This window comes from Curtobacterium sp. 320 (genome assembly GCF_031455235.1).
Classification (GTDB): domain Bacteria; phylum Actinomycetota; class Actinomycetes; order Actinomycetales; family Microbacteriaceae; genus Curtobacterium.
On record NZ_JAVDSI010000005.1, the window covers coordinates 173,872 to 194,865 of the forward strand.

A 20,994-nucleotide genomic window follows, 5' to 3' on the forward strand; every position below is an offset into this window, starting at 1 on the left:
CGAACCTTTCAGGAGGCAGTCATGCACGCAGCCGTCGTCACCGAGTTCGGCCAGTCCCCGGTCTGGCAGGAGTTCACCGACCCCGTCCCCACCGCCGACGAGGTCGTCGTCGACGTCGTCGCCGCCGGACTGCACCCACGGGTGCGGTCCCAGGCCGACGGGTCGCACTACACCAGCGAGGGGGCGCTCCCCCTCGTCCCGGGCGTCGACGCGGTCGGGCGGTTCCCCGACGGGACGCTCCGCTACTTCGCCGTCGCGAGCGACACCCGCGGCACGATGGCCGAACGGGTCGCCGTGGACCCGCGGGCGAGCGTCGTCCTGCCCGAGGGTGCCGACCCGGTCGCCGTCGCCGCCGGCGCGAACCCCGTGATGTCCTCGTGGGTCGCGCTCCGACGCCGCATCGACTTCGCGCCCGGCAGCCGTGTCCTCGTACTCGGCGCGACGGGCGCCTCCGGTTCCGCGGCGGTGCAGGTCGCGAAGCACCTCGGCGCCGAGCACGTCGTCGCGAGCGGACGGGACGCGACACGACTCGGAGCGCTGCCGGCACTCGGCGCGGACGTCGTGGTCCCGCTCGACGACGTCGACGCGGTCGGTGCGGCAGCCGCGGACGTCGACGTCGTGATCGACTACGTGTGGGGCCAGCCCGCCGCGGACGTCATGCGCGCACTCGTCACGGCCCGGCAGGAGCGCGGACGCCGGCTCGACTGGGTGGCGATCGGCTCGACGGCGGGCCAGGAGGCGCGGATCCCCTCCGCAGCGCTCCGTGCGTCCGGCCTGACCATCGTCGGGAGCGGCCAGGGTTCCGTCGGTCGGGCGGCGTTCGTCGCGGAGCTCCCGGGGATCGTGGCGGCGATCGCCGACGGCACGATCCGGGTGGACGCGACGGCGGTGCGCATGGCGGAGGTCGAGGCGGCCTGGGCCGGACAGGTCGGTGGGTCAACGGGCAGAGTGGTGCTGGAAGCCTGATCCTCGATCGGCCTCCCTGTCCGCCCACTCAGGAACTCCACATCCCCTTCTCCGTAGGCTGTGAGGGCCCAGTGAGCCGGACTGCAGCCCGACCCCGAGGAGGTGCCCGATGGTCATCGTCCTCGTCGCGTTCGCGATCGTCGCCCTGATCGTCCCCGCCCTGACCCCCGTCCTCGGCCGCCGCGTGTTCTACGTGGCGGCCCTCGCACCGGCAGCAGCCGCGGTCCTGACCGTCGCGCAGACCGGTCCGGCGTTGCACGGCGCGGTCACGGAGCGGTTCCAGTGGGTGCCGCAGCTCGACCTCGCGATCGCCCTGCGGATGGACGCCCTCTCGTGGGTCCTCGCCCTCGTGGTGAGCGTGGTCGGTGCCCTCGTGCTCGTGTACTGCGCCACGTACTTCGGGCCGGACGAACCCGGACTCGGTCGGTTCGCCGGGGTCCTCACCGCCTTCGCCGGGTCGATGTACGGGCTCGTGGTCGCCGACGACGTCATCGTGCTGTTCGTCCTCTGGGAAGCGACGACGGTCTTCTCCTACCTGCTGATCGGCCACGACTCGGTGAAGCGTGCCAGTCGCGCGGCGGCGATGCAGGCGCTCGTGGTCACCACCGCCGGTGGTCTGGCGATGCTCGCCGGTCTCGTGGTGCTGTCGGTGACCGCCGGGACGACGTCGCTCTCCGGGATCGTCCAGGACCCGCCGTCGGGGACGATCGTCTCGGTGTCCGTCGTGCTCGTCCTGCTCGGCGCGCTGACGAAGTCCGCCATCGTGCCGTTCCACTTCTGGCTCCCCGCCGCGATGGCCGCCCCGACCCCGGTCAGCGCGTACCTGCACGCCGCGGCGATGGTCAAGGCCGGCATCTACCTCGTCGCCCGGCTCGCGCCCGCGTTCGCGCTCCTCGGCGGGTGGCGCGAGACCATCACCGTGCTCGGGGTGCTCGGCATGCTCATCGGTGGGTACCGTGCGCTCCGGCAGACCGACATCAAGCTCCTGCTCGCCTACGGCACGGTCGCCCAGCTCGGGTTCCTCGTGCTCGCGGCCGGGTGGGGTGCGCCCGAGGTCGCCCTCGGCGGGGTGGCGCTGCTGGTGGCCCACGCGGCGTTCAAGTCGACCCTGTTCCTCGTCGTCGGGGCGATCGACCACGTCACGGGCACCCGCGACCTCGCGCGCCTGAGCGGCCTCGGACGCCGGATGCCCTGGCTCACCGTCGTGGCCGTCCTCGCACTGCTGTCGATGGCGGGCATCCCGCCGACGATCGGCTTCGTCGCGAAGGAGGCCGTGCTCACCGGCTTCATCGACTCGCTGCACGGCCCGGACGCCGGGTGGGCGTGGTTCGCGCTCGTCGGCGTGACGATCGGCTCGGTGCTCACCGTGGCCTACTCGCTGCGGTTCCTGTGGGGCGCCTTCGCCCGGAAGCCCGGCGTACCCGACACCGAACCGCACGGCCTGCACGGCCTCGGCGTCGTCCCGTCGGTCCTCGCGCTCACGGGTCTCGCGCTCGGCCTCGCGACGCCCCTCGTGGCGCACGGCATCGAGCCCGCCGCGCACGCCGCCGCCCTCCCCGGCGAGGTCCCGCACCTCGCGCTCTGGCACGGTCTCGAGCCGGCGCTCGGCCTCTCCGCGGTGACGCTCGTCGGCGGTCTCGCGCTGTTCGCCCTCCGCCGCCCGGTCGAGGCGCTCCAGCACCGCCTCGCGGGTTCCCCCAGCGCGTCGAGCATCTACCGCCACCTCATGCGCGGGCTCGACCGGGTGGCCACGGGCCTCACCGCCGGGGTCCAGCGCGGTTCGCTCCCCTACTACCTGACCGTCATCCTGTCGGTGTTCGTCGCCGGGGCGCTCGTCAACCTGGTCATCGGCGGACCGTGGGCGTTCCACGTCCGGTTCGCCGACTCGTGGGGACAGATCCCCGTCGTCCTCGTCATGTCGATCGCCGCGATCGCCGTCCTCACCGCCAAGACCCGGTTCGCCGCAGCGGTGCTGGTCGGTGTGACCGGGTACGGCATGTCCGTCCTGTTCGTGCTGCACGGGGCGGTCGACCTCGCCCTGACCCAGCTCGTGGTCGAGACGGTGACACTCATCGCGTTCGTGCTCGTGCTGCGCCGGCTCCCCCCGCGGATCGCCACCGCGAACCCATCACGCTTCCGGGTCGTGCGGGCGCTCTTCGCGGGCCTCGCCGGGCTGACCCTCGCGATCGTGGTCGTCGTCGCCGCATCGGCACGGACGGCCGAGCCGCTCTGGCCGGACCTGCCGGCGTTGACGAGCTCGTTCGGGCACGGCCTGAACGTCGTGAACGTGGCCCTCGTCGACCTCCGAGGCTGGGACACCCTCGGCGAGCTGACCGTCGTGGTCGCCGCCGCGACGGGCGTCGCGAGCCTGATCTTCGTGAACTCCCGCGAGGACACGCTCCCCCGCCTCCGCGACCTGCCGGCCCGGCTGACCGCCGACCGCGACGAGCGCACGGACGGCGAGCCCCGCGCCTGGCTGCCGACGAGCGCCGCGATCCCGACCGGCCGCTCGGCGCTGCTCGACGTCGTCGTCCGCCTGCTGTTCCACGGCCTGATCGTCCTGTCGGTCTACCTGCTCTTCGCCGGGCACAACGCGGCGGGCGGCGGGTTCGCCGGTGGTCTCGTCGCGGGCATCGCCCTGGCGGCCCGATACCTCGCGGGTGGCCCGGCCGAGCTCGGCGCCGCGGCCCCGGTCCGGGCCGGTCGCCTGCTCGGGCTCGGCGTCGCCACGGCCGCGATCACCGCCCTCGTGCCGATGTTCTTCGGCAGGGAAGCCCTGTACTCCGAGTTCTTCGAGGCCACCGTCCCGGTGCTCGGCCACGTCGAGTTCGTCACCGCCACGTTCTTCGACATCGGCGTGTACCTCGTGGTCGTCGGCCTCGTGCTCGACGTCCTCCGCAGCCTCGGCGCCGAGGTCGACCGGCAGCGGCTCGAGGACGCCTCGACGCCCGTGCAGGACATGACCGAAGCCCCCACCCCGGAAGGGAGCGCCACGTGACCGTCACCCTCGTGCTCGTCATCGCGATGGCGGTGCTGTTCTCCTGCGGGGTCTACCTGCTCCTCGAACGCTCGCTGACCCGGATGCTGCTCGGCTTCCTCCTGCTCGGGAACGCCCTCAACCTGCTGCTCCTCGTGATGTCCGGTGCTGCCGGCAACCCGCCGATCGGCAAGACCTCCGAAGGCATCACGGACCCGCTCCCCCAGGCGTTCGCCCTGACCGCGATCGTCATCACCTTCGCCGTGAGCGCGTTCCTGTTGGCCCTCATCCACCGCTCGTGGAAGCTCTCCCGCGCCGACGAGGTCGAGGTCGACGAGGCCGACGTCGCGATCGGTCGGGAACGCGACGAACCCGCGGACGAAGACCCCGAGACCACCACCGACGCAGAACAGGAGGCGACCCGATGACCTGGCTCGTCCCGCTCCTCGTCCTCGTCCCGCTGCTCGGCGCCGCGGTCGCGCTCGGACTCCTCAACCACCAGAAGCTGCAGCGCGCGATCACCGTCGTGGTGCTCGTCGTCGCCCTGGCCGTCGCCGCGACCCTCATGGTGCTCGTCGACCAGCACGGCACGATCGTGGTGCAGGTCGGCGGGTGGGACGCGCCGTACGGCATCTCGCTCGTGGTCGACCGGCTGAGCGCGCTGCTCCTCACCGTGAGCGCGAGCGTGCTCCTCGTCGTCCTGCTCTTCTCGATCGGTCAGGGGCTCGCGGCCGACGACGGCGAGGCGCCGGTCACGATCTTCTACCCGACGTACCTCGTGCTCGCCGCCGGTGTGCTCGACTCCTTCATCGCCGGGGACCTCTTCAACCTGTACGTCGCGTTCGAGATGCTGCTGGTGGCGAGCTACGTGCTCATCACCCTCGGTGGGAGCGAACAGCGCGTGCGGGCTGGCACCACGTACATCGTCACGAGCCTCATCGCGTCGGCGATCTTCCTCGCGGCGATCGGCCTCGTGTACGGCGCCACCGGCACGGTCAACATCGCCCAGATCAGCGAGCGGATGGCCGCCCTGCCCGAGCACGTGCAGCTGCTCCTCCACACGATGCTGCTCATCGGGTTCGGCATCAAGGCCGCCGTCTTCCCGCTGGCGTTCTGGCTGCCGGACTCCTACCCGACCGCGCCGGCTCCGGTGACGGCGGTGTTCGCGGGCCTGCTGACGAAGGTCGGCATCTACGCGATCATCCGGCTCGAGACGATCATCTTCCCGAGGCCGCAGCTCAACACCGTGCTCCTCGTCGTGGCGATCCTGACGATGGTGGTGGGTGTGCTCGGTGCGGTGTCGCAGACCGACGTGAAACGACTGCTGTCCTTCACGCTCATCAGCCACATCGGGTTCATGGTGATGGGCGTCGGCCTCGGTTCGGTCGCCGGGACGGCCGCCGCGGTGTTCTACACGGTCCACCACATCGTCGTGCAGACGACGCTCTTCCTGGTCTCCGGGCTGATGGAACGCGTCGGCGGGACGACCTCGACCCGATCGCTCGGCGGGCTGCTCAAGGCCGCCCCGCTGCTCGCCGCGCTCTACCTCGTGCCGGCGTTCAACCTCGGTGGCATCCCGCCGTTCTCCGGCTTCATCGGCAAGCTCGGCCTCTTCCGTGCCGCGGCGATCGACGGCTCGCCCCTCGCCTACGCGACGGTCGCCGCCGGTGTCGTGACGAGCCTCCTGACCCTGTACGCGCTCATGCGCGTCTGGGACGCCGCGTTCTGGCGTCCGAAGCCCGCGGCCGAGGCAGCTGCCCCGCACGCGAGCACCGCAGAGCCGCACGCCCACCTGCGGTCGCCGGAACCGGCGCCGCTGACCGTGTCCGAGGACACGGGCAAGGCGTTCCACCCAGGAGGCTCGGTGACGGTCACCGACGCACCGCACGCGAGTCGCGCCTCCAGTCCGGAGACCGCACCGACGGCCACGCAGGACGGTGTCGGTGAGGCCCCCACGCGCGTGAAGCTGCCGCGCATGCTGGTCGGCGTGACGACCGTCGCCGTCCTCGGGTCGGTCGCCCTGACCGTCGTGGCCGGCCCGCTGTACGGCTACGCGACCCGCGCGGCGGAGTCGCTCGAGTCCCCGGACCGCTACGTGCAGGCCGTGCTCGGGGGGACGCGATGACCGCGGACAGCACCCGGCGGATCACGAACGCGCGGCGCATCGCCGTCGCGTGGCGCTACGACGTCCCGCTCGTCGCCGGGCTGACCGTGCTCTGGGCGCTGCTCTGGGGTTCGTGGACGCCGCTGACCCTGCTGTGCGGGATCGTCGTCGCGCTGCTCGTGACGCAGTTGCTGCCGCTGCCGCCGGTGCCGCTGTCCGCCCGGTTCTCGATCCCGCACGCCGCGTGGTTCCTGGTGGTGTGGTCGGGACTGGTCGTGCTCGCCTCGTTCCGGGTCGCCTGGGTCGCGCTCCGCCCCCGCGGGGTCCGGCGGAGTTCGATCACGCTCGTCCAGCTCCACACCACCTCCGAGATGACGTTCACCCTGGCGACGCTCGCGATCTCCCTCGTGCCGGGGTCCTACGTCGCCGACGTCGACCTGCGACGCCGCCGGCTGCTCCTGCACGTCCTCGACACCGAGCGGGTCGAGCAGGTCGAAGCGGCCCGCCGCGAGGCCCTCGGCATCGAGACGCTCGTCATCCGGGCGCTCGGGTCGAAGCAGGACCTCTCCGAACTGTCCGAACCCCTGCCGGAGGTCACGCGATGAGCGCCGCAGTCGTCGTCATGGGGATCGCGATCGCCCTGGTGCTCGCGCTGCTCGGGGCCACCCTCGTGCTCGCCGTCCTCCGCATCGTGCGGGGCCCGACCATCCTCGACCGGATGATCGGCTCGGACATGGTGCTGACGACCGCGCTCGTGGTGATCGGTGCCGCGATGGTGATCCGGCGTGACCTGACCGCCGTGCCCGTCCTCGTGGTGATCGCCGCGACGAGCGTCTTCGCCACGATCGCCGTCGCCCGTGCGGTCACCCCGTCCTCCGATCCGTCCGACGAGGGGCTGACCGTGACCACGCCCGAGCACGCCGACGACCAGGAGCGTCCCCAGTGATCGACATCATCCAGGGGTTCATCGACGGCGCCGGGGTCCGCGCGTGGATCGCCGTCGGGCTGCTGCTCGTCGGGGCGGTGCTGTCGCTCGGCGCCGGCGTCGGGATCGTCCGGTTCCCCGACCCGCTCGTCCGGCTGCACGCGATGGCGAAGCCGCAGGTGCTCGGGCTGGCGTTCGCCCTCGCCGCGATCGTCGTCGCCGTGTGGACGTGGACGGCGCTGTGGGTCGTCCTGCCGATCATGGTGTTCCAGCTGTTCCTCGTGCCGGTGTCGACGCACATGATCGCCCGCGCGGGGCTGCGGGCGGACGACTACCGCCACGAGGACCTGCTGGTCGACGACACGGAGTCGTGACCAGGTGACGGACTGGAGGCGCGGTGCGGGCCCGCACCGTCCCTCCAGGCCGTCAGGCGGTCACGCGTGTGCGCGACGCGACAGCACGAGGTTCGCCGCCGCGGCGAGCACGACGACCGCCGCGGACGCGGCCGGCAGCAGCATCGCGGCGTCGGCCCCGTGCTGCTGGGCGACGTCGCCCGTGATCGCCGACGCGATGGACTGCCCCACGATCACGGCGGAACCGAGGATCGTCATGGTGGTGGCCGAGCGCCCGACGGGTGAGCGGTCGGAACCGAGGCTGTACTGCGCGACCAGGGTCGGACCGATCCCGATCCCCATCACCGCGAGCACGACGCCCACGGCGATGACGGAACCGGCCTGCGAGAACCAGACGGCACCGCCGAGCAGCACCACACCGAACACGAGCCACCGCCACCCGAGGGCGAACCCGCGCGGGAACGCGGCGGAGCCGAGGGCAAGCCCCGCGGAGCCGATGCCCATCAGTCCGTAGAGCAGCCCCGCCTGCGAGGGCTCGCCGTGGGTCTCCATGAAGGCGGTCAGCGCGGTGAGCGTCGAGCCGAAGAACAGGCCGACGCCGAGGATCCCGAGGACCACCACGACGAGCCGGGGCCGCAGGAGCTGACGGGCCGGGGCCTGCTCGAGCTCCTCGTGCCGGCCGACGACGAGCTTGCCGGTCGGGTGCAGCGCGAACGCCGTGACGAAGACGAACGTCAGCGCGGAGGCACCGGCGACGGCGACCCACGGGGCGATCGCACTCGCGAGGATCCCGACGAGGAACGGGCCGATGATGAACACGGTCTCGTCGGCCGCGGACTCGTACGCCATCGTGCCGCTGAGGACCTTGCCGCGACGTGCCGGGGCCATCCGCTGTCCGATGATCGCGACGAGTCGGGTCCGGGACATCGGGGCGACCTGGGGCGCCGAGGCCCCGATGCAGAACGCGAGCGCGAGCACGGCGACGTCCGGCGCGGTGCCGTCCACCACGAACGGGAACACCCCGAGCAGCGCGGCGTTCACCAGGCCGACGGGGACGAGCACGTTCCGCTGGCCGAAGCGATCCGCGGCGGCACCGACCAGCGGGCCGAAGACCGCGGCGCCGATGCCGACCGACGCGGAGTTGACGCCGCCGAGCGCCACGGACTCGCGCGCGGAGACGACGAGCGTCAGCACGCCGACGACCATCATCGCGAAGGGGAGCCGGGCGACGAACGCGACGGGGAAGTACCAGCGTCCGGCGTGGGCGACGAGCGAGCGGTCGTCGGTGGTCGCGGGCGCGGGCGCCGTGGAACTGGTGTGGAGCATGGAGGTGTGCCTTCTCGGCCCGGCCGGGGATCTCCTGGGGCGGACCCATCGGGTGCCGCCGTTGTCCGTCGGGGTGCCGACGGCCGGTAGATACACACTGCGTGTTGGTGGAGCGGCCCCAGGGTACCAGCGGTAACGGTTCGTCACCCGGGGCCCGGTGCCACGGGCGTCCTCCTATCGTGGCCGCCATGGAACAGCGACGCATGGGGCGGACGGGGGCTCCCGTCAGCGCGCTGACCCTGGGGAGCCGTGCCGTGTCGACGGTCGCCGAGCGGGACGTGGACGACGCCGTCCGACTCGTCCACGAGGCGCTCGGGCGCGGGGTCACCGCGGTGGACGTGTCCGACGCGGAGGGGGCGGGCCTCGCCGAGACCGTCCTCGGTGCCGCACTCGGCGACCGCCGCGACGACGTGTTCCTGGCGGTGCGGTTCGGGGACCCGGTCGACCGAGATCCGTCGCACCACGGCAACGGACGGCGGTGGATGTTCCGCGCGGTCGAACGGAGTCTCGAACGGCTCGGCACCGACGTCATCGACCTCTACCAGCCGGCGCACCCGGACCCGGCGACCTCGCTCGACGAGACCCTCGACGCGCTCGCCGACCTCGTCACGCAGGGCAAGATCCGCGCCTTCGGGATCCCGGGCTTCCCGGCCGAGGAGCTCGTCGAGGCGCAGTGGCTCCGGTCGGGCGGGAAGAGTGCCAGCGCGACGCACGCGCCGTACTCGATCCTCACCCGGACGGCGGAGCGGACGACCTTCCCGGTCGCCCGACGGTTCGGGCTCGGTGTGCTCGCGGCCGCGCCCCTCGCGGGTGGCTGGCTCGCGGGTGCGTACCGGAACGGCACCGTGCAGCCCCGGTCGCCGCGGGTGGTGGAGCAGCCGCACGCGTACGACATCGGCGCCCCGGCGAACCGGCGGAAGCTCGACGTCGCCGACCGCCTGGGGCACCTCGCGGACGAGTCCGGGCTCACCCTGCTCGAGCTCGCGGTGGGGTTCGCACTGACCCACCCGGACGTGTCGAGCGTGGTGATCGGTCCGCGGACGGTCTCGCACGTCGACGCGTACGCGCAGGCGGCCGAGGTGGTGCTCGACGACGAGGTGCTCGACGCGATCGACCAGGTCGTGCCGCCGGGGACGCACGTGCTGGAACGCGACACGGGGGTGGAGCTGCCCGGGCTCAGCCGGGAGCGGCTCCGCGGACGCGTCCTCACCCACTGACGCGAGGACCCCGTCAGCGGGAGGCGGTCAGCGGTACGCGACCGTGCTGACCGCGGCGTGCGCGATCATGACCGGCAGCGCCAGTGCGTGCGGGAGCCGAGCGGCGGCGCGCTCGAGCCGGCCGAGCACGCCGTCGAGGGCGAGCGGCTGGCGGGTGGCGCCGGTCGCGTCGGCGGTGCCGTTGGTCCGTGCGGGAGCGACCGGGCGGGCGGTCGTGGTGCGGGCGGTGCGGGGCTGCAGGATCGCGGTCATGGTCGGACCTCCGGGTCGGAGCCGCCCCTCGCGGCTCGTGGTACACAACATATTGGACAACAGTTCTCATGTCAACTGCTATGTCACGCGGTCTCGACGACTCCCGCGTCGTAGGATCTCGACCATGGTGGAGATCTCGCGTCCGAGCCCGACCGACCTCCTCACGATCGGCGAGGTCGTCGCCCGGACCGGGGTCGCGGCGTCGGCCCTGCACTTCTACGAGCGCAAGGGCCTCATCCACCCCGAGCGCACCGCCGGCGGCACCCGCCTCTACCCACGACACGTCGAGCGGCGCATCGCGATCATCCAGGTCGCCAAGCGGCTCGGGATCCCGCTCAGCGAGGTCGCGGAGCAGTTCGAGACGCTGCCGTCCGACCGCATGCCGTCGCTGCGGGACTGGAACCGCCTGAACGAGCGGTGGCGGGCACGACTCCGCGCCCGGCAGCTCGAACTGGAGCGCCTGCAGGAGGAGATGACGCAGTGCATCGGCTGCGGCTGCGTGTCGCTGAACGCCTGCCTCGTGATGAACCCGGGCGACGAGCTCGGTGCCGAGGGGCACGGAGCCCGGCGGTTGCTGCCGATCGAAGACGAGGTGCCGGACCGGACCGTCTGACGGCCAGGAGGGACGGTGCGGGCCCGACCCGCGCCTCCAGGCCGTCGACCGGTCGCGTCGCGGTCAGCGCGTCGCGTCGCGCAGGTGGCCGTCGATGCGCGTGAGCGTCGCGAACGTCGTCGCCACACCCTCGTCGTCGCCCCCGAGCGCCTGCCGGAGCATGCCGGCCCAGTGCGCGTGCAGCCGTTCGATGCTGCCCGCGGCGAGCTCGGTCGAGTACAGCTGCACGGTCCGGGCGTCGTCCGGGTCGGGCCGGCGCTCGACCATCCCCTTCGCCACGAGCGACCCGACCGCGACGCTGAGGTTGCTGCGCTTGAGGGCCGTCGCCTCGGCCACCGCGCTCGGCGTCGACCCGGGGTTCCGGTCGACCCAGCGCATCACGAGGGCCTCGGTGCCGGTGAGCGGCACGATGTCGAGCGACCTCGCACCGTGCGGGTCGATCTCGCGCGAGATCCGGAGCACGACGTCGGCGAGCTCGGCGAGGAGGTCGTCGGACGGCTCGGATCCCATGCCGTCACCCTACCGACGTCCCGCATCAGTTATGCTTTCATAATCATGACCACGGACACCGGCTCCATCCGCGCGCACGCCGCGACACCCACGACCCGACAGCAGGGCATCACCACCGGCCTGCTGCTCGTGCTCGGCCTGCTGAGCGCCGTCGCGCCCTTCGCGACCGACCTCTACCTGCCGGCCTTCCCGCAGATGACCACCGAACTGCAGGCGTCGGCGACGACCGTGCAGCTCACCCTCACCGCGTTCCTCGTCGGCGTGACCGCGGGACAGCTCGTCTTCGGGCCACTGTCCGACCGGTTCGGCCGGGTGCCGCCGCTCCTCGCCGGTGCCGCACTGTGCGTGCTCGCGAGCGCCGCGGCCGTGCTCGCGCCGAACGTCGGCGTGCTCGTCGTCGCCCGGCTGCTGCAGGGCCTCGGCGGTGCGGCCGGCATGGTGATCGGTCGCGCGGTGATCTCCGACCTCGCGACGGGCAAGCCGGCGGCGCGGGCGTTCTCGCTCATGATGATCGTCGGCGGGGTCGCCCCGGTGGTCGCGCCCCTGCTCGGTGGGCTCCTCACCGGGCCGATCGGCTGGCGCGGGCTCCTCACCATCGTGCTCGGTCTGTCGGTCCTCATGCTCGTGGCGGTGCTCGCCGTGGTCCGCGAGACGCACCTGCGGTCGCGCCGCGATGCCCTGCGCGCCGAGCGACGGGCGTCCGGCGCGACGGGCACGCCGCTGCGGGCGCTCCGCTCCCGGACGTTCGTCGGGTACACCGCGGTGTTCGGCTTCGCGTTCGCCGTGATGATGGCGTACATCTCCGCGTCGCCGTTCCTGTACCAGGACATGCTCGGGCTCGGCACCGTGGGCTACGGTCTCGCGTTCGGCTGCAACGCCCTCGCACTGATGGGCGTGAGCATCCTCTCGGCGAAGCTCACGGCGACCCGATCGGTCACCGGGGTGCTCGCGCTCGGCATCGTCCTCGTGCTGGCCTCGACCGTCGCGTTCGCGCTGCTCGTCGTCACGTCGGCACCGGTGTTCTGGCTCGCCGTCCCGCTGTTCACCGCCGTGGGGTCGCTCGGCCTCGTGCTCGGCAACGCGACCGCACTCGCGCTCGGGGCGGTGCCGCAGGCTGCCGGGAGCGCCTCGGCGGTGCTGGGTGCCCTGCAGTTCGGGCTCGCGGCGCTCGTGTCGCCGCTCGTGAGCATCGGCGGCGAGGGCACGGCGGCGCCGCTCGCGGTCGTGATGCTCGCGGCCGCGGTGGTCGCCGTGGTGGCGCTGCTGGCCGCGCGCGGTCGGCGCGGTGTCAGCGCGTGACCTCGCGCTGCGCCGCAGGGCCCCGGGGTCGCAGGAACGGGATCTTCGGCATGAGCCAGTCGACCCACACCACCCGCACGCCCGGCGCGACGGCGAGCGCCCACAGGATCGACGCGGCGGCGTCCGTCGGGTAGTGCACGGCGTCGATCGACACCGCGAAGAACACGACGACGATCGCCACGACCCCGAGCCCCAGCGCGAGGCGGTGCCACCGGGTGTCGCGGAGCAGCCAGATGAGCGCGATGACGAACGCGGTGATGTAGACCGTGTGCCCGCTCGGGTAGCCGGGGTCCGGCTGCACCGGGAACGGGTGCGGCAGCACGGCGACGTCCGGACGTGCCCGGTGCACGATCTCCTTGACGACGGCGGACGGCACCCACGTGATCGCGATCGTGCCCCCGAACGCCAGCGCCGGGCGGAGGTCGCGGGTCCGCCACCAGATCACCGCGACGACCACGACCGTGATCCCGATCGCCGGGGCGGGACTGATGACGTGGTAGACCGCCGTCGTGAACGCCCCGAGGGCGCCGGTGTGCAGCCCGTTGAGCGCCTTCGAGAGCCCGAGGTCGACCGTGCCGAGGGTGAACCCGACGATCGTGATGAGGACGACGGCGACGACGGCGATCGCCACCGACGCGAGCGGGTAGCGGCTCCGGTCGAGGATCCCGTACTCGTCGGACGCTCGTCGGCGGGGGCGGAGATCGTGGTCGGACATCCGCCCATCGTCGCAGGTGCGGCGTCCGGGCGGCCCCGAGTTCGGTGTCGGACGATCAGAGGTCGCTCAGTGAACGGCGGGGATCAGCCGCCAGGACTAGACACGAAGGCATGACAACCGTTGCCGAGAACATCGTCGCCACCCTCCGTCAGAACGACGTCGAACGGGTCTACGGTCTCCCCGGGGACTCCCTCAACGGCTTCACCGACGCGCTGCGCAAGGACGGCACGATCCGGTGGGAGCACGTCCGCCACGAGGAGGCGGCCGCGTTCGCCGCCTCCGCCGAGGCCGAGCTGACCGGGAACCTCGCCGTGTGTGCGGGCAGCTGCGGTCCCGGCAACCTGCACCTGATCAACGGCCTCTACGACGCGAACCGCTCCCGCGTGCCGGTCCTCGCGATCGCTGCGCACATCCCCACGGCGGAGATCGGTTCCGGCTACTTCCAGGAGACCCACCCGCAGGAGCTGTTCCGCGAGTGCTCGGTCTACGTCGAGTACGTCGCCGACCCGTCCCAGATGCCGCGCCTGCTCGAGATCGCGATGCGCGCTGCGGTCGAGAAGCGCGGTGTCGCCGTGCTCGTCATCCCGGGCGACGTGCTCCTCGCCGAGGCCGTCGCGCCCCGCGTCACGACCATCGAGCGCGCCGAGCCGCGGATCATCCCCGCACAGGCCGAGCTGGAGCGCACCGCGCAGCTGCTCAACGGCGCCGACAAGGTCACCATCCTCGCCGGCGCCGGCGTCGCGGGCGCCCACGACGAGGTCATCGCCCTCGCCGAACGTCTGCAGGCCCCGATCGTGCACGCCCTGCGCGGCAAGGAGCACATCGAGTGGGACAACCCGTACGACGTCGGCATGACCGGGCTCCTCGGCTTCGCCTCCGGGTACCGCGCGATGGAGGACGCCGACGTGGTCCTCATGCTCGGCACGGATTTCCCGTACCAGCAGTTCTTCCCCGCGAAGGCGAAGCACGTGCAGGTCGACATCCGCGGCGAACAGCTCGGCAAGCGGCACCCGGTCGACATCGGCCTGGTGGGCACCGTCAAGGACACGGCGCTCGCCCTCATCCCGCTGCTCGACGGCTCCAAGCCCACGAAGCACCTGCAGGACGCACTGCAGCACTACCGGAAGACCCGTGCGAAGCTCGACGACCTGGCCGTGCCGGCCGGCAAGCACAAGCCGCTGCACCCGCAGTACGTCGCGCGTGCGCTCGACCGGCTCGCCGACCAGGACGCCGTGTTCATCCCCGACGTCGGCTCCCCCGTCGTGTGGGCGTCGCGGTACCTCACCATGAACGGCGACCGGCGACTGATCGGGTCGTTCGTGCACGGCACGATGGCGAACGCGGTGCCGCAGGCGATCGGTGCGCAGGCGGCGTTCCCCGACCGGCAGGTCATCGCCATGGCCGGCGACGGCGGCCTCGCGATGCTGCTCGGCGAGCTCATCACGATCGTGCAGAACAAGCTGCCCGTGAAGATCGTCGTGTTCGACAACTCGTCCCTGAACTTCGTCGAGCTCGAGATGAAGGCGGCCGGGTTCGTCACCTACGGCACCGAGCTGCAGAACCCCGACTTCGCGAAGGTCGCCGAGGCGATCGGCATCGCGGGCTTCCGCGTCGACGAGTCCGACCAGCTCGAGGACGCGCTCGCCGCCGCCCTCGCGCACGACGGCCCCGCGCTCGTGTCGGTGAAGGCCGACCGTCAGGAGCTCTCGATGCCGCCGGCGGTGACCCTCGAGCAGGCGAAGGGCTTCACGCTCTACGCGATCCGCACCGTGCTGTCCGGCCGCGGCGACGAGCTGCTCGACCTCGCGTCGACGAACTTCCGCCAGTTCATCTGACCGACGACGGCGGCGCGGGTCAGGACTCCGCGCCGCCCTCGGCGACGATGTCCGGCGCCGGGTCGAGCGAGGCGCGGACCACGGCGTCGAGCGCGGAGACGATCCGGTCGAGGTCGAGCGAGGGGCCGTCCCCGGCGATGTCCGGGGTCGCCGGGACGTGCACGAAGCCGGCGCGGAAGCCCTCGCGGTCGGCGAAGGACATGAGCTCGTAGAACACCTGGTTGCAGGTGAACGTCCCCGCCGTGTTGGACACCGCCGCGGGGACGCCGGCCGCCCGGACGTCCCGGACGATCCGCTTGATCGGCAGTCCGCTGAACGCTGCCGGGGCACCGAACGGGTCGATCGGCTCGTCCACCGGTTGCGCGCCCGCGTTGTCCGGGATCCGGGCGTCCATGACGTTGATCGCGACGCGCTCCGGTGTCACCGCGGCCCGTCCGGCGGCGAGCCCGGTCGCGATGACGACGGCGGGACGGTGCTTCGCGATCGCCGCCGCGAGCCGCGACCGCTCCTCGGCGAAGACCACCGGCAGCTGCTCGACGACGAGCGTCGCCGGTCCGTCCCACGTGGCCGCGAGCCGCTGCGCGGCTTCCCACGATGGGTTCACGGCGTCGCCGCCGAACGGTTCGAAGGCGGTCAGCAGGACGGTCGGTTCGGTCGCGTCAGCCACGTCCTCATCGTAGGGACCTGCGGGCCGGGAGGCGCGGTGCGGAGCCGACCCGTCCCTCCCGTCACGGCCGTCACCCCGCTGGCGCGGTGCGCCGGGACCGGCGGGTGGGGCCCGCCTCCCGTTCGTCGGATGGTCACCATCCGAGCGGCGCACCGTCCTCCAGGAAGACACCTGTCGGACCGTCCGGGCCCGCGGCCGCCGCCGCGGCGACCGTCGCCGCACTGACCTCGACCGGACGGCCGTGCGGGTTCGGAACACCCCCGAACTCGGTCGCGGTGTACCCGGGCTCGACCGCGACGAAGTGGACCTCCGGCACGGCACGGGCGTACTGCACGGTGAGCATCGACACCGCCGCCTTGCTCGCGCCGTAGACGATCGCCTGGTACTGCGACGCCGGCTTCTCCGGGTCGTGGTTGGCCGCGAACGAACCGAGCGCACTCGAGATGTTCACGACGATCGGGGCGGCCGAGGACCGCAGCAGCGGCAGCGCGGCCTCGGTCGTGCGGACGACGCTCACGGCGTTCGTGTCGAACACCTCGAGCGCCTCCGGTCCGTCCAGCCCGAGCTTGCCGATGCCGGCGTTGTTCACCAGCACGTCGAGCCCGCCGGCAGCGCCGATGGTCGCGAACGCCGCGGCGACCGAGGCGTCGTCCGTGACGTCGAGCTGCACGGCACGGACCGCGTTCGGTCCCGTGCTGATCTCGTGGGCCACCGCGTGGCCGGTGTCGAGGTCGCGGGCGCCGATCCACACGGTGTGGCCGGCGGCGGCGAGCTGGCGGGCGGTCTCCTTGCCGAGGCCGCGTGTGGCCCCGGTGACGAATGTCGTTGTCATGGCCCCAGCGTCGCTCCGGCGAGCGCCCTCGGGGAGCCGTCCCGCTGTCGTAGGACTGCTGGACCCAGGACAGCGGGCGCGACGGGTCGCAGACTGGAGCCGTGGAACACACCGAGTTCGGCCGTACCCTCCGTCGGCTGCGCGACCACGTCGCGCCGGACACGGTCGGCGTCGTCGCGGGGAACCGTCGGCGCGCGGCCGGCCTCCGTCGCGAGGAGCTCGCCGCCCTCGCCGGGATCTCGGCCGACTACCTCACCCGGCTCGAGCAGGGGCGGGCGACCTCGCCGTCCGCCCAGGTGGTCGAGGCGCTGGCACGCTCGCTCCGGGTCGCGGACGCGGAGCGCGAGCTGCTGTTCCGGCTCGCTGGGCACGCCGCCCCGGGCGCCGACGTCGTGCCCTCGCGGATCCCGCCGAGCGTGCAGCGGCTGCTCGACCGACTGTCGGACACCCCGGTCGCGGTGCTCGACGCCGCCGGCACGATCCTCACTGCGAACGGGCCGTACGACGCGCTGATGGGGCCGGTCGGTGCGCTCCGTGGGAACGAGCGGAACACCGCGTGGCGCCACCTCGTCGGTCCGGGCAGCCGAGCGGTGCACTCGGACGCCGAGCAGCGGGCGTTCGAGGCCTCGGTCGTCGCCGAGCTCCGGCTCACGGTCGCCCGGTACCCGCTCGACCGCGGGCTGCGGCAGCTCGTGCGGGACCTCCGTGCAGCGAGCGAGCGGTTCGTCGAGCTGTGGGACACCGGCGACACCGCACCGCCACGGAGCTCCGGCCGGCGCAAGGTCGTGGAGCACCCGGCGGTGGGCCGGATCGCCCTCGACTGCGACACCCTGCGGATCGCGACCGATGACCTGACGGTGCTCGCGTACACCGCGGAGCCGGGCAGTGCCGATGCCGAGCGGCTGGCGCTGGCGGTCGTGCTCGGGACGCAGTCGCTCGTCGGGTGACCGACCCGTCCGGGACGCCGACGTTCCGTCGTGTATCCACAGGGCTCGGCGTGCGGTCGATGGCTGTGGAACGCTTGCCGGATGCTCATCGCCTACGTCGATGAATCGTACGATCGGGACTACTACTTCATCGGCGCGGCGATCGCCACGTTCGAGCAGTGGGAAGTCGTGGCGGAACGGTTCGCCGAGATCCGCCGTCGAACCGCTCGTGAACACGGCACGGCAGACGACATCGAGTTCCACGGTCACGAACTCATGGGTGGCAACGGCCCCTGGCGTGCGCTCCGTGGCCGCCACCGCGAGGCAGCGGGTGTCTCGACCGCTGTACTCGGAGCCACGGCGGAGTGCGGGGTCCGTTACGTCTTCCGAGGTCGTCGACGTCGCACGGCTCAACGCACGGTTCCGCTACCCCCGGACGCCGCACGCCGTCGTGTTCGGTCACCTGCTCGAACAGGTCGACGACTACGCCGCGCACCAGGATCCCGACGAGCAGGCGATCGTCGTCGCCGACGAGATCACGACCCAGGCCGACCACCAGCGCGCGTTCTCGGGGTACCAGGAGTTCGGGACGACGGGCGAACGCCCATCGCGGCTCAGACACATCTCGGCCCCGATCAACTTCGCGTCCTCGCGGCTGAGCGAAGGCCTGCAGGCAGTCGATCTGGCTGTGTACGTGCACTTCCGGCGGCAGCGCGTCGACAACCCGCATCCCGCCGCCCGCAGGACGCTCGACCGGCAGTGGCGTCTGATCGCCCCCGCAATCGCACACGACCAGAACTGGGTGCCGTGACGAACGGCCCGACCAAGAACGAAGGCCCCGCGAGCGGGGCCTTCGGCTGGCGACGTTCCGGGAACCGGCCCGTCGTCCTCCCATCATAGGCGTCGACACGGAGCGGCGCGAGAAGGCCGGCGGTCGGTAGGGTGGCGCCATGAAGACGACCGTCCTGGCTGCCGTCCGCCTCGCGCTCGCGGCCGCGTCCGTCGCCGGGGTCGTCACCCAGGTCGTGCTGAGCGTGCGGGTGGACTTCAGCCTCGTGAACGTCTTCAGCTACTTCACGATCCTCGGCAACCTCTACGCCAGCACCGTGTTCGTGATCGGCGCCGTCCGGCTCCTGCGGGGTGTCCCGTCGTCGCGCGGGTGGGAGGTCGCGCGCGGCGCCGCGGTCGTCTACCTGGCGTTCGTCGGCATCGTGTTCAACACGCTGCTGGCCGGTGCGGACCTCGGCGAACTCCTGCCGTGGGTGAACGTCGTGCACCACATGGTGATCCCGGCGGCCGTCGTGGTCGACTGGTTCGTGGACCGTCCGCGCCACCGGCAGCCGTTCACCATGGTCTGGGCGGCCGCGATCGTGCCCGCCGTCTACACCGCGTACACGCTCATCCGCGGCGCGCTCGTCGGGTTCTACCCCTACCCGTTCTTCAACCCGGCCCGCGTGGGCGGGTACGGCGGCGTCGCGCTGTACTGCGCGGCGCTGCTCGTCGGCTTCCTCGTGATCGCCGTGCTCGTGCGCGCATCGGGCAACGCCATGGCCCGGCGGACGGCGGTCGTCGGGTCGCGCTGATCGGCACGCCCGACGACCACCCCGACGTCAGTCCTCGACGTCGAAGACCACGACGCGTTCGCTCGCGCCCTGGATGTACGCGGCGACGGGCTGATGCTCCTCGTGCGGCAGGTACCCAGCGAGCGCCGCGCGGTCCCGGAACCGGACGACGAGCATCCAGTCGAAACCGCCCTCGAGCCCCTCGGTGCTGATGCTCTCGCCTGACCGCACGGACTCGACCCCGTCGATCCGCGGCAGGTGCTCGCGCACGATGGCATCGGCCTGCACCGACCGGTCGGCCGCCTCGCCGTCCCAGGCGACGAGGACCACGTGTGTCGTCCCGCTCATCGTGTCCTCCTAGAAGGCCGGGGTGCCGCCGGCGATGGTGATCGTCGACCCGGACTGGTAGCTGGACTCGGGGCTGACGAGGTGCACGTACGCGGCAGCGAGTTCGGCGGGCTGACCGGGGCGGCCGAACGGCGACTGCTCGCCGAAGTGCGCCACGGTCTGGGCGTCGTCGGACCCCGGCTGGAGGGGCGTCCACACCGGTCCCGGAGCGACCGAGTTCACGCGGATGCCCTTCGGTGCGAGCTGCTGCGCGACGGCCTCGGTGAAGAGCTTGATCGCGCCCTTGGACACCGCGTAGTCGATCTTGTCCGGCGACGGCGTGCTCGCCTGGATCGACCCGGTGGTGACGATCGTGGATCCCGGCTCGAGGTGCGGCACGGCGGCCTTGGTCAGCCAGAAGAGCGAGTAGATGTTCGTCTTGAAGGTCGAGTCGAAGTGCTCGGTGGTAAGCGTGAGGATGTCGTCGTTGCTGTCCATCCGCCCGGCGACCATGACGAGGGTGTCGAGGCCACCGAACTCGTCGACGGCCTTCTGGACGAGGTCGGTGCAGTACTGCTCGTCGGAGATGTCGCCGGGGAAGAGCACCGCACGACGCCCTTCGCCCTCGAGCAGGTCGCGCACCTGTTCGGCGTCCTCCTGCTCGTCGGGCAGGTAGGAGAGGACGAGGTTGGCGCCCTCGCGGGAGAGTGCGATGGCGGCGGCGCGGCCGATGCCCGAGTCGGCGCCGGTGACGATGCCCCGGAAACCCTTCAGGCGACCGAGCCCGACGTAGCTCTCCTCGCCGTGGTCGGGCTTCGGGTCCATCTTCCACGCGGCCCCCGGGAGCGACTGCTCCTGCTCCGGGTACGGCGGGGCGGGGTAGAGGGTCTTCGGATCGCGCTTGTCGTACTGGCTCATGCGCTCCACGATGCCCGGCGTCCCCTCCGCGACGGCTCAGGCCCCAGGCACGGCCAGCCCGCGGATGTGTGGATCGCGAAGTACCTGCAAACCGACCCGGCACATGCTCCGAATGCACTGTGGGCGTCATGAGCGCCCGGACCGGCGCACCGGCGTTCCGGCCCTCGTTGAGAGAGAGGTCGCATCATGACCAGCAACGCAGCAACGAACCGCACCGCCAACGGCTCCACCTGGACGCAGAAGGGCGCCCTGGTCTTCGGGGTCGTCTTCCTCATCGTCGGCATCGCCGGGTTCATCCCCGGACTCACGATGGACATGGGCACGATGTCGGTGGCCGGCCACGGCTCGATGGCACTCCTGCTCGGCACGTTCCAGGTGTCCGTGCTCCACAACATCGTCCACCTGCTGTTCGGCGTCGTCGGGCTCCTCGCGGCCCGCAGCGCTCGCGGCGCCCGGCTCTACCTGCTCGTCGGCGGGATCGTCTACGCGGTCCTGTTCGTCTACGGCCTGTTCACCGCCGGCATGGCCGACCCGGCGAACTTCGTGCCGCTCAACAGCGCCGACAACGTCCTGCACCTGGTGCTCGCCGTCGCGATGATCGTGCTCGGCCTGCTGCTCCCCCGCGTCGGCGCCCGTCGGGTCTGACCCGACCGTCGGCGGTCCTCCCGCC

23 protein-coding genes are annotated in these 20,994 nt (G+C 72.1%); 15 read left to right on the top strand and 8 right to left on the bottom strand.

Annotation, left to right across the window (positions count from 1 at the left end):
- Window positions 1-21 precede the first annotated feature (21 nt).
- From J2X60_RS08970 to mnhG, 7 genes are all read left to right on the top strand, one after another.
- Window positions 22-966 (top strand): zinc-binding alcohol dehydrogenase family protein, encoded by a 945-nt coding sequence (locus J2X60_RS08970; protein ID WP_309887148.1) that lies wholly within the window; start codon window positions 22-24, stop codon window positions 964-966.
- Window positions 967-1,075: 109 nt separating this feature from the next.
- Entirely contained in the window at window positions 1,076-3,964 is a 2,889-nt protein-coding gene (locus J2X60_RS08975) for a Na+/H+ antiporter subunit A (RefSeq protein ID WP_071296434.1), read from the top strand.
- On the top strand, window positions 3,961-4,371 hold the full coding sequence (locus tag J2X60_RS08980; RefSeq protein ID WP_071303302.1) for a Na(+)/H(+) antiporter subunit C: 411 nt from the start codon (window positions 3,961-3,963) through the stop codon (window positions 4,369-4,371). The genes J2X60_RS08975 and J2X60_RS08980 overlap by 4 nt, the downstream gene beginning before the upstream one ends.
- Entirely contained in the window at window positions 4,368-6,068 is a 1,701-nt protein-coding gene (locus J2X60_RS08985; protein ID WP_309887149.1) for a Na+/H+ antiporter subunit D, read from the top strand. Before J2X60_RS08980 ends, J2X60_RS08985 begins: the two co-directional genes overlap by 4 nt.
- The gene (locus J2X60_RS08990) at window positions 6,065-6,652 is read left to right on the top strand and encodes a Na+/H+ antiporter subunit E (protein ID WP_309887150.1); all 588 of its coding nucleotides are present in this window, start codon (window positions 6,065-6,067) and stop codon (window positions 6,650-6,652) included. Before J2X60_RS08985 ends, J2X60_RS08990 begins: the two co-directional genes overlap by 4 nt.
- A complete protein-coding gene (locus tag J2X60_RS08995) occupies window positions 6,649-6,993 on the top strand; it encodes a hypothetical protein (protein ID WP_070417260.1) in 345 nt (114 codons plus the stop codon). Before J2X60_RS08990 ends, J2X60_RS08995 begins: the two co-directional genes overlap by 4 nt.
- Complete coding sequence (mnhG, locus tag J2X60_RS09000; RefSeq protein ID WP_070417261.1) at window positions 6,990-7,346, top strand: monovalent cation/H(+) antiporter subunit G; 357 nt, start codon at window positions 6,990-6,992, stop codon at window positions 7,344-7,346. Before J2X60_RS08995 ends, mnhG begins: the two co-directional genes overlap by 4 nt.
- 60 nt (window positions 7,347-7,406) lie before the next feature.
- On the opposite strand, the gene J2X60_RS09005 is transcribed toward mnhG, so the two are convergent.
- Window positions 7,407-8,651: an MFS transporter gene (locus J2X60_RS09005; RefSeq protein ID WP_309887151.1), complete on the bottom strand. Its 1,245-nt coding sequence runs from the start codon at window positions 8,649-8,651 to the stop codon at window positions 7,407-7,409.
- A 188-nt stretch (window positions 8,652-8,839) separates the two neighbouring features.
- Here J2X60_RS09005 and J2X60_RS09010 point away from each other — a divergent pair, with 188 nt between their 5' ends.
- Entirely contained in the window at window positions 8,840-9,868 is a 1,029-nt protein-coding gene (locus tag J2X60_RS09010) for an aldo/keto reductase (RefSeq protein WP_309778003.1), read from the top strand.
- A 27-nt stretch (window positions 9,869-9,895) separates the two neighbouring features.
- On the opposite strand, the gene J2X60_RS09015 is transcribed toward J2X60_RS09010, so the two are convergent.
- Window positions 9,896-10,120, bottom strand: a complete 225-nt coding sequence (locus tag J2X60_RS09015; RefSeq protein ID WP_309778001.1) for a hypothetical protein — start codon at window positions 10,118-10,120, stop codon at window positions 9,896-9,898.
- Between the two features lie 124 nt (window positions 10,121-10,244).
- On the opposite strand from J2X60_RS09015, the gene soxR reads away from it, so the two are divergent.
- Complete coding sequence (gene soxR / locus J2X60_RS09020; RefSeq protein ID WP_309778000.1) at window positions 10,245-10,733, top strand: redox-sensitive transcriptional activator SoxR; 489 nt, start codon at window positions 10,245-10,247, stop codon at window positions 10,731-10,733.
- A gap of 63 nt (window positions 10,734-10,796) precedes the next feature.
- Here the strand turns inward: soxR and J2X60_RS09025 are convergent, their stop codons facing one another.
- Complete coding sequence (locus J2X60_RS09025; RefSeq protein ID WP_309777998.1) at window positions 10,797-11,243, bottom strand: MarR family winged helix-turn-helix transcriptional regulator; 447 nt, start codon at window positions 11,241-11,243, stop codon at window positions 10,797-10,799.
- Between the two features lie 45 nt (window positions 11,244-11,288).
- Between J2X60_RS09025 and J2X60_RS09030 the strand changes: the two genes are divergently transcribed.
- A complete protein-coding gene (locus J2X60_RS09030) occupies window positions 11,289-12,542 on the top strand; it encodes a multidrug effflux MFS transporter (protein WP_309887152.1) in 1,254 nt (417 codons plus the stop codon).
- Here the strand turns inward: J2X60_RS09030 and J2X60_RS09035 are convergent.
- Complete coding sequence (locus J2X60_RS09035; RefSeq protein ID WP_071296441.1) at window positions 12,532-13,257, bottom strand: phosphatase PAP2 family protein; 726 nt, start codon at window positions 13,255-13,257, stop codon at window positions 12,532-12,534. The genes J2X60_RS09030 and J2X60_RS09035 overlap by 11 nt on opposite strands.
- Before the next feature lie 110 nt (window positions 13,258-13,367).
- Between J2X60_RS09035 and poxB the strand changes: the two genes are divergently transcribed.
- Complete coding sequence (poxB, locus tag J2X60_RS09040) at window positions 13,368-15,092, top strand: ubiquinone-dependent pyruvate dehydrogenase (protein WP_309887153.1); 1,725 nt, start codon at window positions 13,368-13,370, stop codon at window positions 15,090-15,092.
- A gap of 19 nt (window positions 15,093-15,111) precedes the next feature.
- Here the strand turns inward: poxB and pcp are convergent, their stop codons facing one another.
- Window positions 15,112-15,759, bottom strand: coding sequence for a pyroglutamyl-peptidase I (gene pcp, locus J2X60_RS09045; protein WP_309887154.1), 648 nt, complete (start codon window positions 15,757-15,759; stop codon window positions 15,112-15,114).
- Window positions 15,760-15,892: 133 nt separating this feature from the next.
- Window positions 15,893-16,591 (bottom strand): SDR family NAD(P)-dependent oxidoreductase, encoded by a 699-nt coding sequence (locus J2X60_RS09050; protein ID WP_071303293.1) that lies wholly within the window; start codon window positions 16,589-16,591, stop codon window positions 15,893-15,895.
- Between the two features lie 101 nt (window positions 16,592-16,692).
- On the opposite strand from J2X60_RS09050, the gene J2X60_RS09055 reads away from it, so the two are divergent.
- From J2X60_RS09055 to J2X60_RS09065, 3 genes are all read left to right on the top strand, one after another.
- Complete coding sequence (locus J2X60_RS09055; protein ID WP_309887155.1) at window positions 16,693-17,538, top strand: helix-turn-helix transcriptional regulator; 846 nt, start codon at window positions 16,693-16,695, stop codon at window positions 17,536-17,538.
- A 310-nt stretch (window positions 17,539-17,848) separates the two neighbouring features.
- Entirely contained in the window at window positions 17,849-18,328 is a 480-nt protein-coding gene (locus J2X60_RS09060; protein ID WP_309887156.1) for a DUF3800 domain-containing protein, read from the top strand.
- A gap of 139 nt (window positions 18,329-18,467) precedes the next feature.
- Complete coding sequence (locus tag J2X60_RS09065) at window positions 18,468-19,100, top strand: Pr6Pr family membrane protein (RefSeq protein ID WP_309887157.1); 633 nt, start codon at window positions 18,468-18,470, stop codon at window positions 19,098-19,100.
- Window positions 19,101-19,127: 27 nt separating this feature from the next.
- Here the strand turns inward: J2X60_RS09065 and J2X60_RS09070 are convergent, their stop codons facing one another.
- Window positions 19,128-19,427 (bottom strand): Dabb family protein, encoded by a 300-nt coding sequence (locus J2X60_RS09070; RefSeq protein ID WP_309887158.1) that lies wholly within the window; start codon window positions 19,425-19,427, stop codon window positions 19,128-19,130.
- 9 nt (window positions 19,428-19,436) lie between these two features.
- A complete protein-coding gene (locus J2X60_RS09075; protein WP_309887159.1) occupies window positions 19,437-20,324 on the bottom strand; it encodes an SDR family oxidoreductase in 888 nt (295 codons plus the stop codon).
- 186 nt (window positions 20,325-20,510) lie between these two features.
- Here J2X60_RS09075 and J2X60_RS09080 point away from each other — a divergent pair, with 186 nt between their 5' ends.
- Entirely contained in the window at window positions 20,511-20,969 is a 459-nt protein-coding gene (locus tag J2X60_RS09080) for a DUF4383 domain-containing protein (protein WP_309887160.1), read from the top strand.
- The last annotated feature ends 25 nt before the right edge of the window (window positions 20,970-20,994 follow it).

Excerpts from the sequence above, each read along its gene's own strand:
- J2X60_RS09035 (WP_071296441.1), bottom strand. The coding sequence starts at position 13,257 with ATGTCCGACCACGATCTCCGCCCCCGCCGACGAGCGTCCGACGAGTAC.
- J2X60_RS09030 (WP_309887152.1), top strand. The coding sequence starts at position 11,289 with ATGACCACGGACACCGGCTCCATCCGCGCGCACGCCGCGACACCCACG.
- J2X60_RS09080 (WP_309887160.1), top strand. The coding sequence starts at position 20,511 with ATGACCAGCAACGCAGCAACGAACCGCACCGCCAACGGCTCCACCTGG.
- J2X60_RS09010 (WP_309778003.1), top strand. The coding sequence starts at position 8,840 with ATGGAACAGCGACGCATGGGGCGGACGGGGGCTCCCGTCAGCGCGCTG.
- J2X60_RS09015 (WP_309778001.1), bottom strand. The coding sequence starts at position 10,120 with ATGACCGCGATCCTGCAGCCCCGCACCGCCCGCACCACGACCGCCCGC.
- J2X60_RS08990 (WP_309887150.1), top strand. The coding sequence starts at position 6,065 with ATGACCGCGGACAGCACCCGGCGGATCACGAACGCGCGGCGCATCGCC.
- J2X60_RS09005 (WP_309887151.1), bottom strand. The coding sequence starts at position 8,651 with ATGCTCCACACCAGTTCCACGGCGCCCGCGCCCGCGACCACCGACGAC.
- J2X60_RS09075 (WP_309887159.1), bottom strand. The coding sequence starts at position 20,324 with ATGAGCCAGTACGACAAGCGCGATCCGAAGACCCTCTACCCCGCCCCG.
- J2X60_RS08995 (WP_070417260.1), top strand. The coding sequence starts at position 6,649 with ATGAGCGCCGCAGTCGTCGTCATGGGGATCGCGATCGCCCTGGTGCTC.
- J2X60_RS08985 (WP_309887149.1), top strand. The coding sequence starts at position 4,368 with ATGACCTGGCTCGTCCCGCTCCTCGTCCTCGTCCCGCTGCTCGGCGCC.
- soxR (WP_309778000.1), top strand. The coding sequence starts at position 10,245 with ATGGTGGAGATCTCGCGTCCGAGCCCGACCGACCTCCTCACGATCGGC.
- J2X60_RS09025 (WP_309777998.1), bottom strand. The coding sequence starts at position 11,243 with ATGGGATCCGAGCCGTCCGACGACCTCCTCGCCGAGCTCGCCGACGTC.
- J2X60_RS08970 (WP_309887148.1), top strand. The coding sequence starts at position 22 with ATGCACGCAGCCGTCGTCACCGAGTTCGGCCAGTCCCCGGTCTGGCAG.
- J2X60_RS09065 (WP_309887157.1), top strand. The coding sequence starts at position 18,468 with ATGAAGACGACCGTCCTGGCTGCCGTCCGCCTCGCGCTCGCGGCCGCG.
- poxB (WP_309887153.1), top strand. The coding sequence starts at position 13,368 with ATGACAACCGTTGCCGAGAACATCGTCGCCACCCTCCGTCAGAACGAC.
- J2X60_RS09070 (WP_309887158.1), bottom strand. The coding sequence starts at position 19,427 with ATGAGCGGGACGACACACGTGGTCCTCGTCGCCTGGGACGGCGAGGCG.
- J2X60_RS09050 (WP_071303293.1), bottom strand. The coding sequence starts at position 16,591 with ATGACAACGACATTCGTCACCGGGGCCACACGCGGCCTCGGCAAGGAG.
- J2X60_RS08975 (WP_071296434.1), top strand. The coding sequence starts at position 1,076 with ATGGTCATCGTCCTCGTCGCGTTCGCGATCGTCGCCCTGATCGTCCCC.